General features: G+C 34.8%; 8 protein-coding genes. 3 read left to right on the forward strand and 5 right to left on the reverse strand.

The genetic code is table 11. The features are described 5' to 3' along the window. The first annotated feature begins 3 nt into the window (after positions 1–3). On the forward strand, positions 4–1,005 hold the full coding sequence (locus tag DFQ06_RS15565) for a TlpA family protein disulfide reductase (RefSeq protein WP_133968720.1): 1,002 nt from the start codon (positions 4–6) through the stop codon (positions 1,003–1,005). Between the two features lie 49 nt (positions 1,006–1,054). Continuing rightward, a complete protein-coding gene (locus tag DFQ06_RS15570) occupies positions 1,055–2,557 on the forward strand; it encodes an aminotransferase class V-fold PLP-dependent enzyme (protein WP_133968722.1) in 1,503 nt (500 codons plus the stop codon). A gap of 8 nt (positions 2,558–2,565) precedes the next feature. On the opposite strand, the gene DFQ06_RS15575 is transcribed toward DFQ06_RS15570, so the two are convergent. From DFQ06_RS15575 to DFQ06_RS15595, 5 genes are all read right to left on the reverse strand, one after another. Further along, entirely contained in the window at positions 2,566–4,098 is a 1,533-nt protein-coding gene (locus DFQ06_RS15575; protein ID WP_133968724.1) for a sialate O-acetylesterase family protein, read from the reverse strand. Positions 4,099–4,105: 7 nt separating this feature from the next. After that, positions 4,106–5,944 carry an alpha-L-rhamnosidase-related protein gene (locus tag DFQ06_RS15580; RefSeq protein WP_159140092.1) on the reverse strand — a complete coding sequence of 613 codons (1,839 nt, stop codon included), beginning with the start codon at positions 5,942–5,944 and terminating at the stop codon, positions 4,106–4,108. After that, positions 5,937–7,139, reverse strand: coding sequence for a Gfo/Idh/MocA family protein (locus DFQ06_RS15585; protein ID WP_133968729.1), 1,203 nt, complete (start codon positions 7,137–7,139; stop codon positions 5,937–5,939). The genes DFQ06_RS15580 and DFQ06_RS15585 overlap by 8 nt, the downstream gene beginning before the upstream one ends. Before the next feature lie 88 nt (positions 7,140–7,227). Continuing rightward, the gene (locus DFQ06_RS15590; protein ID WP_133968731.1) at positions 7,228–8,577 is read right to left on the reverse strand and encodes a Gfo/Idh/MocA family protein; all 1,350 of its coding nucleotides are present in this window, start codon (positions 8,575–8,577) and stop codon (positions 7,228–7,230) included. A gap of 25 nt (positions 8,578–8,602) precedes the next feature. After that, positions 8,603–9,979, reverse strand: a complete 1,377-nt coding sequence (locus DFQ06_RS15595; RefSeq protein WP_133968733.1) for a 3-keto-disaccharide hydrolase — start codon at positions 9,977–9,979, stop codon at positions 8,603–8,605. A 247-nt stretch (positions 9,980–10,226) separates the two neighbouring features. Here DFQ06_RS15595 and DFQ06_RS15600 point away from each other — a divergent pair, with 247 nt between their 5' ends. Further along, a complete protein-coding gene (locus tag DFQ06_RS15600) occupies positions 10,227–13,292 on the forward strand; it encodes a SusC/RagA family TonB-linked outer membrane protein (RefSeq protein ID WP_133968735.1) in 3,066 nt (1,021 codons plus the stop codon). Positions 13,293–13,298: the final 6 nt, after the last annotated feature.

Below are 13,298 nucleotides of genomic sequence, written 5' to 3' on the forward strand. Positions count from 1 at the left end.
CAGATGAAGAATTTTATTTACGTATTATTAATAGGTTTAGTATTTACAGCATGTAAAGAAGAAGCGCCAAAAGATTATGTTACATTTTCTGGAACAATTGCAAATCAAAATTCCGATTCTTTATTAGTAAGAAGCCGTACCGTTTCAAAAGTAATTCAAGTGAAAGCCGACGGAACATTCTCTGATACTTTAAAAGTAGAGCCTGGTGTATTCTTAGTTTATGATGGAGCAGAACAAGCACGTGTATATTTAAAAAATGGTTACGATTTAAAGATGAAGTTAGATACTAAAGCTTTTGATGAAACCATTAAATTTGAAGGAACAGGAGCAGAGGCCAGTAATTATTTAGCTGAAAAAGCATTGCTTATGGAAGAGGTTTTTGATATTGAAACTTGGTTTGAGTTAGATGAAACTGCTTTTAATGAAAAAGTGAAAGAAAGTAATAAAACGTTTAAAGATTTACTTGATAAAGCAGGAGATTTAGATTCGTTATTTGTGGTAAGTGAGCAAAACGATGCGATAAGTTTAGAAAAACAGTTGCATAGTATGTATAAGCAAAAACAAGGCTTAATGGGGTTAAATGGTAAAGCTTCTCCAAAATTTGTAGATTACGAAAACTACAATGGTGGTAGCACATCTTTAGATGATTTAAAAGGAAAATATGTTTATATAGATTTATGGGCAACATGGTGCGGACCTTGTTTAGCAGAGATTCCATCGTTAAAAGCTGTTGAAAAAGAATATCATGGTAAAAATATTGAGTTTGTAAGCATTTCTGTAGACGATCAAAGAGCACACAGTAAATGGCGTACTATGGTTGAAGAAAAACAGTTAGGTGGTGTACAGTTATTTGCTAAAGACGATCGTTCTTTTGTAACAGCTTACAATGTAACGGGTATTCCAAGGTTTATATTAATCGATCCACAAGGTAACGTTGTTAAGGCCGATGCGCCAAGACCATCGAATCCACAATTAAAAACATTGTTTAATTCTTTAGATATATAAATTTCTAGAGTTTAAAGTATTTCAATCTAAATCATTTTAATTTTCAACAATGGATGTCTTAAAAAGTGTTTCCAAAATCAAAAATCAACACAGTAATTTAGAAGCATATTTTGAGCAATTTAGAAATAATGTTGTTGGTGTCGATTTGTATTTTGATTCTCCTTACGGTAAGAAAAAAATAATTTATGCCGATTGGACAGCAAGCGGACGATTATACCGACCTATTGAAGAAAAATTACTAAATGATATTGGGCCTTTTGTGGCCAACACACATACCGAAACCTCTATAACAGGTAGCGTAATGACGCATGCTTATCACGATGCTAGAGCTATCATAAAAAAGCATGTTAATGCCTCTAAAGACGATGTTTTGATTACGGTTGGAACAGGAATGACAGGTGCTATTAATAAGTTTCAGCGTATTTTAGGTATTAAATTAAACGAGAATTTAAAGGATAGTACGGAAGTTCCGGAAGAAAAACGACCAATAATTTTTGTGTCGCATATGGAGCATCATTCCAATCAAACCTCATGGTTAGAGACTATAGCTCGTGTAAAAGTAATTCCTTCTAATGCCAACGGTTTACCATGTTTAGAGGGCTTAAAGAAGTTGTTGGTAGAATATAGCCATGTTCCCGTAAAAATTGCAGCTATTACCGGTTGTTCTAACGTTACAGGTATAAGAACCCCATATTATGATGTTGCTAAAATTATGCATCAAAACAATGGGCTATGCTTTGTAGATTTTGCATGTTCGGCACCTTATGTTGATATTGATATGCATCCTGAAGATGAGGAACAATATCTAGATGCCATTACCTTTTCTCCTCATAAATTTTTGGGTGGTCCGGGAACTTCCGGAGTATTAGTTTTTAATAAAAAACTTTATAAAAATTTAGTGCCAGATAACCCAGGTGGAGGAACGGTGAGTTACACTAATCCTTGGGGCGATCATGATTATATTGACGATATAGAAACGCGAGAAGATGGAGGAACTCCTGGGTTTTTACAAACCATAAAAATTGCGTTTTCTATTCAGTTGAAAGAAAAAATGGGAGTTCAAAATATTTTGGATCGCGAACATGAACTCAATGCTATAATTTTCGATAAGCTTTCTTCTATAGAAAACCTTAAAATTTTAGCACCAGAACATACCGATAGGTTAGGGGTGTTTTCTTTTTATATTGAAAAGGCACACTATAATTTAATTGTAAAACTTTTAAACGATCGCTTTGGTGTGCAAACTAGAGGTGGTTGCTCTTGTGCTGGAACTTATGGGCATTACTTATTAAATGTAGATGAAAGCACATCAAAATCTATAGAAGTAAAAATTTTGGAAGGCTGTTTAATGGAGCGTCCAGGCTGGATTAGAATGTCTATCCATCCAACCTTAACAAACGCTGAGGTTACTTTTATTTGCGATGCTATTGATCAGGTTTCGAAAAACCATGAGGCTTGGAGTAAAGATTATGAGTATAACGCCTTTAAAAATGAGTTTATTCATAAAGGAAATCCAAATACTGAAAAAGCAATTATCGAAAATTGGTTCTAGAATTATAATTATTTTACATCAACATCTGTTCTAAAAGGATATGCAGGTAAATTAGCTCCATTAACTAAGTTAACATCTGGTTTTCCTGCGAAAGCATACCTGATAAATTCAGGATTCTTAACGTCTTTATTCTCAAGAATAACTGTTTCACCTTCTATTTTAGCGTCTGCTATTTTCCAGTTTAAAGATTCGTCTGCAATCCAAAAACCTTCAGGTGCTTTTCTATTGTTGGTTTTTAAACCTTTACTGTTTTTAAAATGAACTATTAAGCTATTGTTTTCTATTTCAACTTGATCCAAAACAGGGCCTTCTGCAACTATATTTTGATTTAATGTATGTTTAGCTGCGGAAAGTGCTAAACGTTGCCCAATAGGAAATTTATCAGTAGGATGAATATTGGTTTCACTACCTAAATCTATGGTGTTTGTTACACTCGTATTTGGTAAGTCTAAAACTTTTAATTGAGATTCGCGCATCCATGCCCAAGATTCTGCAGTAGGACTTTTAGAATCAATATTTGGGCTAGCATGTGTGCCTTTTCCATATCCTGGCAGCATTACTACAGCGAAGTGCATGTTATCGTTTTGCCATGTTTTTCTGTAATTCTGAATCCAAAGTTTTAAAATATCACCATACTCTTTCATACCGGCAACCTTATGAAACCAATTGGCTTCGGTAACTTCTGGCACACCCGAAATATAACGTGTGTTACGCTCACCTTGATACCAAACGAGTCCACGACATGCGTAAGGCGCTAGAGGCTTCATCATGGCATTATATACCACATTAGGTTGACGTCTCATAAAGATATCTTCTTTAATGTTCCAGCCTTTTGGTGAGTTTATAGCTTCTAAAAGTCGGTTTTGAGTTGCTGTATCTTTATCAAAATCGTCCATTATGGTCTTAAAATACGGTAATTCTTCGGTCATGCTTCTTGGCATCCATGCTTCTAGAGAAGAACTTCCCCAAGAGGATAAAATAATTCCAACAGGCACATCGCCAATACTTTCTAAAAAGTAAGCAAAACCGAAAGCAACAGCGCTGCTCGGGTTGGTTACTTTCCATGTTCCGGTAACGTCATCTTGTTCTTCTAGTGATACTATATTTTTAACCTGAAAGGTTCTAATATTTTTTGTAAACGGAATAAGTGATTTTATTTCAGGAACATTATTCACATTAAACTGCATGTTAGATTGGCCTGAGCAAATCCAAACTTCTCCAACTAAAATGTTAGATATAATTACTTTAGAATCACCAGAAATTACTAAGTCTCTGGCGATTTTAGATGCTTTTAATGGATCTAATTTTAACATCCATTTTCCGTTATTATCAGCTTTTGTTTTCTGTTTTTGGTTAGCAAAAGTCACCGTGATTTTTGAGTTAGGTTTTGCTGTACCCCAAACAGGAACTGGTATGTCGCGTTGTAAAACCATACCATCTGAAAATAAGCTAGCAGGTTTTAATTCTTGCGAAAAGCTTATTGTAAATTGAAAAAAGGCTAATAATAAAAAAGGAATAAATAGATGTTTTTTTAATTTCATAAGATGCTTAGTAAGCTATGTTTATATGATGCGTTCCGCTTTCAAGCGTTAAAAATAAAGATTTTCCTTTTAGTTTTTTGTTATCTAAAGAAACCTTTTTGAAGTTTTTAGGAAGTGTGAATTCTGCCGTCATATTTTCCGGAATCGTCACAGTATAAACATCATTTTGGTTCGATTCTTGTTTGTATTCAGCTAAAATAAAACCTTGTTTGGTAGGCACTTTAATAGACGTAAAAGTTAAGCCAGCTAATTGTGGATTAATGTCAGCAACTTTAAAACCAGCCATTTTTGGTTTAATACCCCACATGTATCTTGTAATAGCATTAAGCGGCGCAGTTCCCCAAGCGTGATTCCAATCGGCATTGGGTTTGTATTTTACATCCCAAGCTTCCAAAGTCATTGTAGAGCCTACCTGTATCATGTTCCACCAGTTTCTATCACCTTCAGTGTTTGATATTAAACTTGATGCGTATTCCGCCTCGTTATTTTTGTATAAACCTTCCAATAAATATTGAGCACCATAAACGCTACAAGCCATACCACGAGATTTTACAAACTCAGCAACTGTTGCTACGTGTTCTTCTGGTACTAAATCGAAAGCCAACGGTAACATGTTGGCGTGTAAAGCCGAGTGTGTAGAGCCTTCACCGTCGATATAATAACCTTTTTTAGCATCGAATAGTTTGCTGTTTATAGTTGCTTTTACAAGTTTGGCTTTCTTCTTATAGAATTCAGCATCTTCAGTTTTATTAAGTACGGTTGCAATTTCAGTCATTAACTTTAAATTATAATAGTAAAACGCATTTACAGCAGTATTTACATCTACAATTTCGTAACCATCGCGTTCACCTTCTGGTGTTGCAAGTTTCCAACCGGTATCTTTTTGTGCAGGTGGCCAATCTATAATATCTTTAAGCTTATCATTTGCTTTTTTGAAACCTAATTTCGACATTAAATCTTTGGTTAGGTTGGGCGATTTAGAACTTATTAAACCATCGGCACGTTCTAAATCCATTAAAGTTTTAAGCTTTAAATTCTCGTAGTTTTGTTTAAGTGGCTCAATATCTCCTGTGTACATGTAATCGGCATGAAACATAAGTACAGTGTGTAACAACCATTCGGTTGGCCAAGTAGGATTGTCTATAAAATAAGCATTTGTGCGGCGCGCCATAGAATACTCGTTATCCACACTATAATGACTTAGTTGATTGATATAAGCATCAGCCTCGTAAGGAATACGCTCCCGATCTCCATCAACGTAATACCCGGTAAAGCTCGTAGCTTTTATGGTATGTTTACAAAGTTCCCAAATAGAATCCATAATAGGGTCTGATGAAGAGAAAGCGCTGGCATCATCATTAAATTTAAAATGAAGTGCTTTTTGCTTGATTTCAATAGACTCAATAGGAACTTTTAGATTTTCAATTTCGCAATAACGAAACGGAATAATGGCTCCAATATCTTCTGGTAACATAATTGCAGCGCCTGTTGTATTCCTTTTATAAGCTTGTATTTCTGGAGTTACAGTTTGGTTTGCTACTAATGTGTTTAACTTCGAGGTTCTGTAACGAATGTTTTTTCCGGGATCTCTATCAATATGAAATTCGCCATCTAATTTTTCACCTAAATGAATAATTAAAGAATCGTTTTGACTCACGTTTGATGTAATTTCTACATTTCCAAAAAAGGCCTTTCCGAAGTCAATAAAATAGTGCGAATCACTAATTTTAATAATCCGTTGTGGTTTGATTAAAGTCGTCTCTAAATCGAGATCTTTAGTAGAAGTTTGAGCACCTAAGCTTGAAAAAGCCACTAGGGTAAATAGACATAAAATATATTTATTCATAAAATTTAAAGCCTTTAAATTCATCTTGTTTAATAATGCTGTTGGTGTACATTGCTTCTAAGCCCATTTGAACACAGATAGCTGTATTAGCACCCGTTTTAATATCGGAAATAGGTTTGCTGTTGTTTGTAATACTATCTTTAAAATCGATTAAAGCTTGTAGACTAGGCTCTTTATGATCTACAGTAATAGGAATTCCTAATCCTTTTTCCCATTTTACAGTGGCGCCAGATACGCCATCTACAATACCTAATTCTTTTTTCTTCCCACCTTCTGGGAAAAACCATGCTTTGGTGTAGCTTAAAATAATGGTGCCTTTATCGCCCATTACTTTTATTTGGTAACCGTCTTTAGCATTGCTAGTGAGGCAAGTAAATTTAGCTTTTACACCGCTTGGGTAATTATATATTAAATGAATATTATCGTAAGTTTCTCTACCATCTTTATAGTAATCTACACCACCGGTACCCATAACTTGGTTAGGAGTTTCGCCTAAGACCCAGTTCGCGAAATCTATTTGATGCGAGCAAAGTTCGGCTACTAAACCACCAGAAAACTCGCGATACATACGCCAGTTAATTTGTTTTTCTAATTCAGGACTTGGTACAGGACGTCTCCAGTTTCCGTGTCGGTTCCATTGGCATTCAAAAGCAGAAATCTTTCCTATTTTACCTGCTTTTATTAAATCTACAACATGGGTGTAAAGTCTAGAACTGTGGTATTGATGTCCAGTTTGAAATACGTGATTGGATTGATCGACTTTATTAACCAAATCTTGAATGCCTCCAAAACCTTTAGCCATAGTTTTCTCGCAATACACATGTTTGCCAGCATCTAGAGCATCCATAGCAATTTTGGAATGTGTGCTAAATGGAGTAGAAACCAAAATAGCATCAATATCTTTAATATCTAAAAGTTTACGGTAATCGGTGTAGCCCTTAGCTGTTCCTTTTGCTGCTTTTAAACCATTTTCTAATCTAAAAGGCAAGGTGTCACAGCAGCCAAGGATATTAAAATTCTTGATAGAATTAATGTTAGCCGAAAGACCAGTGCCTCGATCTCCGGTGCCAATAATTCCTATGTTTAAAGTGTCGTTTGCGTGTTTAAAATCAAATACATTGGTCATGGCTGCGGCCGAAGTAGTAACTGCAGCAGAAGCTATTGCTCCTTTGATTATAAAATCTCTTCTTTTCATTTCAATATTTTTTAAATTCCTGTTTCCACAGAAACGGTAATTTAAGCAGAAACCTCGAGACAAGAGTCCCGAGGTTTTATTTTTGTATTTATACTGGTTTAATATCCCAACCTGGTTCGTAAGTTCTAGACCAAAGTTTCATAGCTTCTCTATTGTAAATACGTCCGGTAGTTTCATCAACTTCAAAAGCATCATCAATTCTGTGTGCAATATTTGCGTAGTGCGTTAACATCTGACTAATAGCGCCTTGTTCTATAGGCGATGTTAATGGGGCTTTACCTCTAATAGCATCAAAAAAGTTAACCGTATGTGCTTTAGAAAGTTGGCCGCCACCACCTAGTGCGTTTCCATCTTCTATACCTGTTACAATATTGTTTTTTTGCTCTTTTCCTTTAATATCAAATAGTTTATAACCATCACGATCTATAAAAGCAGAACCGTTAGAACCGTAAACTAGTGTACCACGACCAGCACCGTATTTGTCGTAACCATTTCTACTGCGACCATCCCATTGAATAGAACGATTGCCTGCAAAACGAAATGTAGCTTCCATAGTATCGTACATTTCCCAACCATCATCTTTATAATGGAATTTACCAGATTTAACATCTACATGCTCTGGGTACTTAACATCTAGTGCCCAACGTGCAATATCTAGTTCGTGTGTGGCATTATTTCCCATTTCTGCAGTGCCATAATCCCAACCGTACCAATGCCAGTTGTAGTTCCAAGTATCATCTGTATACTCTCTTCTTGGTGCTGGCCCTTGAAATAAATCCCAATCTAAACCTTCTGGCGGAGCTGTTTTTTTCTGATGAGGTACTGGCCCACGTTTACTTGTGTAAAAAGCAATGGCATTATACACATCACCAATAACACCTTCGTGAATGGCTTTTATGACTTCTTGTGATTGTGAAGACGAACGTTGTTGGTTCCCCATTTGCACAATTTTATTATATTTTTGTTGATAAGCAACAAGTAACTCACCCTCTTTTGGGTTGTGACTACAAGGCTTTTCTAAGTAAACATCTTTACCTGCTTGCATAGCCATACAAGCACCAGGTGCGTGCCAGTGATCTGGAGTGGCCATAAAAACAGCATCTACATCTTTATCGTTTAGAATTTTACGGATGTCGTTTTCTAATTTAGGTGTTTTACCTAGTTTTTTAGATACTTCAATTGCTGCTTTATCACGTTGGCTTTTCATGACGTCGCATAAATAGCTCAATTCAATATTATTGTTTTTATCAGCAATGGCAGACATGTATGCACCATAGCGACGGCCTAAACCTTGTATTGCTACATTGATGCGGTCGTTAGAACCAATGATTTTTGAATAACTTTTTGCCGACATGGCATTTATACTGTTAGAGGCCAATGTTACTCCAACGGCACCTAAAGCTGTTTTTTTTAAGAAATCTCTTCTATTAGAACTCATAATGTTTTGTTGTGGTGGTTAAAATTTAGTTGATAGGACGAATTTTTACATTTTTAAAGGATACTAAATCTCCGTGATCTTGAAGTAATATCTCTCCTTTATCTAACTCGCCAAAATTAGGCCATTTGGCATATTTACTTTCTGACACTAACTTTTTGTAGTCATCGCTTTTTCTTTCGTATTCTAAAACCTTTGTTCCGTTCAACCAATGTTCTACGTGGTTGTTTTTAGAAATAATATATGCTGTATTCCATTCGCCAATTGGGTGAATAGGTTTGTTTACGTCTGCTTGAATTAAATCGTATAAAGAACTTACCGTTCTACTACCATCATGATTACCTAGTTTAGCATCAGGATGTAAAGCATCGTCTAAAATTTGGTATTCTAAACCAATTGAAGAACCTGCTCCTTTATTGATATTAGTATCTACATAATATTTAATACCACTATTTGCACCAGGTGTTAATTTAAAATCTACTGTTAATTCAAAATCCCCAAATTGTTCTGTGGTTACAATATCGCCACCTGCAGTAGATTCAGCTCCTCCAGATGCTAATACACTTAAAACGCCATCTTCAATTTGCCAACCACTTTCAGGAAATTCTTCAAGTTTGGCACCGCGCCATCCGTTAGTCGTTTTTCCATCCCAAAGTAATTTCCATCCTTTTTTCTTTTCATCTATAGTTAGCTGGTTTTTAGTAATAATAGGTTCTAGAGAAGATTTTTTAGAATACTCACTAAGGTTATCAGTTAATATTTTAATGTTTTTCCAAACAATTTCTGTGCCTTCTTTTTTATCAGCATGAATTCCATGTACTTGTAAGCAAATAAATCCGCTTGCTGTTTTATCATCTATTAAATAAGATGCAGGAACATCGTTTATCCATGTTTTTAAAGTATCACCAATAGCTTCAATACGGTAGTGATTCCAATCGTTTTGATTGAAAGCTTTTTGAGCTTCAGGGTTGTTTTCCATAGTGTTTAACCAGCCACGACGAGACTCGTCGTAAATACCAGCACTCCAAGCTCTTTTAGATGGATCGATTTCAACTTGATAACCATGAACACGTCCGTCTCTATAAGTAGGTATGCTATTACTTCTAATTTGAATTCCAGAATTCATTGTAGAATCTACTTTGTAATCCAATTCGAGAATAAAATCTCCATACATTTTATCTGAAGTTAAAAAAGAATTTGGTGTGTTATGTACCGTAGTTCCAACGATAGATTGGTCGCGAACGGTGTATACTGCTGTACCTCCTAATTGATGCCAGCCGTTAAGGGTTTCTCCATCAAATAAAGGTTGCCAAGGTGTGGTGTCTGTTGGCGTTTCTTTACAACTAAATAATACAGATACTATAGCAACAAGAAATACTTTGCTATAAAAAAGGGTCTTTTTCATTTTAATTAAGCTTAGTTATTATTCTACTAAGATACTTTTTTTTCATTAATGTTAAATGGACACTTTATTCAGACTAATGGACGAATTGACCATATAAAAACATGTTTTGTCTCCCGTATATATTGGGATTGTTAAGTTTTAATTTCTTTTTTATTTGATGATTGTATCCATAATTTGGATTAATAAGTCCATCTATTAACAAATGTTTAACTATAAATTAGCGGTATAACTAATACTAAATAATAATATGGAAAAACTAAAACTCTTATTAGTAACCTTATTGATAGGTTATGCGAGTGCCTCTTGGTCGCAATCTAAAGTGTCAGGCGTAGTAACCGATAGTCAAAATGTGCCTATCCCGGGAGTGAACGTCATTATAAAAGGAACATCGAATGGAGCCGCCACAGATTTCGATGGGAATTTTCAACTTAATGCGAAAAGTGGAGATGTAATTACTTTCTCTTTTATTGGGTTTGTAACAAAAGAACTTACATATAAAGGACAAGGATCATTAAATGTGAAGTTAGAAGAAGATGCCGCTCAACTTGATGAAGTGGTTGTTATTGGATATGGATCCGTAAAACGTACCGATTTAACGGGAGCTGTTGAGTCTTTAGATACTAAAGCGCTTACAGAGCAAAAGAAAACAGATATTGGTCAGGCTATGCAAGGTAGAATTGCGGGTGTGGATGTTAGAACATTAAGTAATAAGCCTGGAGCTCCATTATCTATAGACATTAGAGGTAATACAGTAATTAAAAATACCGACGGTGGTCGTGATGGTATTAGTGATAGTGCCGCAGACGATTTATCTAAACCTTTATATGTAGTAGATGGTATCTTTTTCGATGATATTAATATTTTAAATCCTGCCGATATTCAACAAATGGATGTTTTAAAGGATGCATCTGCAACAGCAATATATGGTGCAAGAGGTGCTAATGGTGTTGTAATTATTACAACTAAAAACGGTATTGAAGGAAAAACAGTATTTACGTATGAGGCTACTTTAGGTGTACGTTCTGCAACTAATGTGCCTGATATGTATAATGGTGATGAGTATGTAGATTTTGTTGATAAAGCATTAAGAAGTACTGCTTGGAAAGGTCTTTTTCAAAACGGAAATGTTCCAACAGTAGAAGATTATAATAATGTTGTTGTAGATTTAAGTAGAGAATTAAGAACTACTAATGAAGAAGCAAGTAACGCTGCAAATGGTAGATATACAGATTGGGCTGGAGATTACCGTCATGCGGGAATACAAACAAGCCATAATTTAGGTATGTCTGGTGGTGAAAATGGTTTAACTTATAGTGGTTCTATAGGGTATTTAAGTGATGAAGGTGTTGTAGGTATAGAAGGTTACGATCGTTACAACTTAAGTGCGTCTATAACTAAAAAAGTATCCGATCAATTTACAGCAGGTGTAAAAGCATATTTAGCTTTATCTGAAAGAGAAGAAGGAAGTAGAGAATTATTTAGAAGTACATTGCGTTTAGCGCCAACAGTTAATTCTTTCGATCCTGATGGAAATGTAATTTTGTTTCCAGACGATCAAGATGGACGTTTTACCAACCCTTACTACGATGCGCAAGGTGCTTGGAAAACGAATACAAAGTCTTTGGATGTAATTGCTAATGTATTTTTAAATTACGCACCAACAGAATGGTTAAGTTTTAAAACACAATTTGCTCCAAATATTAAGAATACTAGATTTGGTGAGTATAGAGGTTTGTATACTAAAGCAGCAAGAAATGAACCAGCTAGAATACAATCTCATTACGATTCTTCATTTAAAACATCTTATACATGGGATAACATTATAAATTTTGATTTCGATATAACAGAAACTCAAAACTTAAAAGCAACATTAATTTCTTCTGTATACTACAATCAATTAGAGTGGAGTAATATTGAAACACGAGATTTTGATACAGATTCTTATTCATTTTACAACACTGCTGCAGGGTTAGATGTTAGAGATTATGATACTAATTATAGAAAAGAAACTTTATCATCATTTGCAGGTCGTTTAAATTATAGTATTGCCGATAAGTATTTATTTACTTTCACAGGTCGTTATGATGGGTCTTCAAAATTAGCAGTTAATAATAAATGGGCATTTTTTCCGTCGGCAGCATTTGCATGGAAAGCGAGTGATGAAGATTTTTTACAAGACGTAGATTGGTTAAGCAATTTAAAAATGCGTTTAAGTTATGGTGAATCTGGTAATGATAGTCCAGTTAGTTCTTATAGCTCATTAGCCTTTTTATCTGGTTCAGATTACGTATTTGGAGATACACATACCAACGGTGTTGGTGTAGCAGGTTTGCCTAATTATGAATTAACTTGGGAACGCTCTAAAGAGGTTAATATAGGTTTAAACTTAGGTGTTTTACAAAACAGAATAACTTTAGGCTTAGAATTATATAGAAAGAAAACTGTAGATGCTATTTTAGATAAAACATTATCAAATATTACAGGCTATTCTACTGCAACGGGTAACTATGGTTCTGTAGAAAATAAAGGTATTGAGATTACTTTAAATACTGTTAATGTTAAAACAGACGATTTTAAATGGTCTACAAGTATCAATTTTGCGAAAAATAAAAATCAAATTCTTGAGCTAGATGGCGATTTAGATAAGGAAACTTACGGAACACATGGTGTGTTAGAAGTAGGGCAGCCTGTAGATGCTATTTATAGCTACCAAGTAGATGGTATTTGGCAATTAGACGAAGCAGCTGAAGCGGCTGTTTATGGTGCTTTCCCTGGTCAATATAAATATAGAGATGTTGATAATAGTGGAACTATTGGAGCTGAAGATAAAATGGTTTTAGGTCAAGTATCTCCAGACTGGATTGGAGGTATGACGAACACCTTTACTTATAAAAACTTAGACTTCTCTGTACAAGTTTATACAAGACAAGGATCTTTCGGTCACTCTGAGTTTTATTCTCACTTTGCACCATATAATGGTGATGATGCTACATTTAACAAAATAAAATTAGATTATTGGACACCTAATAATACAGATGCTAAGTATCCTGCGCCAGAATACGGTCACCCAGGAGAGTGGTATTACGAAGATTTAAGTTTTGTTAAAATCGGTAATATCGGTTTAGGATATCAGTTTAATGATGATGTTTTAGAAAAATTAAGAATGTCTAGTTTAAGATTAACTTTAGATATACAAAACCCATTTGTATTCACAGATTATAAAGGTCCAGATCCTGAAACAGGATTACAGAATTCTTATAATTCAGGTTATTTAACAAAAACGATATTATTCGGACTTAAGTTATCTTACTAATTTAAA

This window comes from Algibacter lectus, assembly GCF_004368925.1.
GTDB lineage: Bacteria > Bacteroidota > Bacteroidia > Flavobacteriales > Flavobacteriaceae > Algibacter > Algibacter lectus.

Excerpts from the sequence above, each read along its gene's own strand:
- DFQ06_RS15565 (WP_133968720.1), top strand. The coding sequence starts at position 4 with ATGAAGAATTTTATTTACGTATTATTAATAGGTTTAGTATTTACAGCA.
- DFQ06_RS15570 (WP_133968722.1), top strand. The coding sequence starts at position 1,055 with ATGGATGTCTTAAAAAGTGTTTCCAAAATCAAAAATCAACACAGTAAT.
- DFQ06_RS15585 (WP_133968729.1), bottom strand. The coding sequence starts at position 7,139 with ATGAAAAGAAGAGATTTTATAATCAAAGGAGCAATAGCTTCTGCTGCA.
- DFQ06_RS15580 (WP_159140092.1), bottom strand. The coding sequence starts at position 5,944 with ATGAATAAATATATTTTATGTCTATTTACCCTAGTGGCTTTTTCAAGC.
- DFQ06_RS15600 (WP_133968735.1), top strand. The coding sequence starts at position 10,227 with ATGGAAAAACTAAAACTCTTATTAGTAACCTTATTGATAGGTTATGCG.
- DFQ06_RS15590 (WP_133968731.1), bottom strand. The coding sequence starts at position 8,577 with ATGAGTTCTAATAGAAGAGATTTCTTAAAAAAAACAGCTTTAGGTGCC.
- DFQ06_RS15575 (WP_133968724.1), bottom strand. The coding sequence starts at position 4,098 with ATGAAATTAAAAAAACATCTATTTATTCCTTTTTTATTATTAGCCTTT.
- DFQ06_RS15595 (WP_133968733.1), bottom strand. The coding sequence starts at position 9,979 with ATGAAAAAGACCCTTTTTTATAGCAAAGTATTTCTTGTTGCTATAGTA.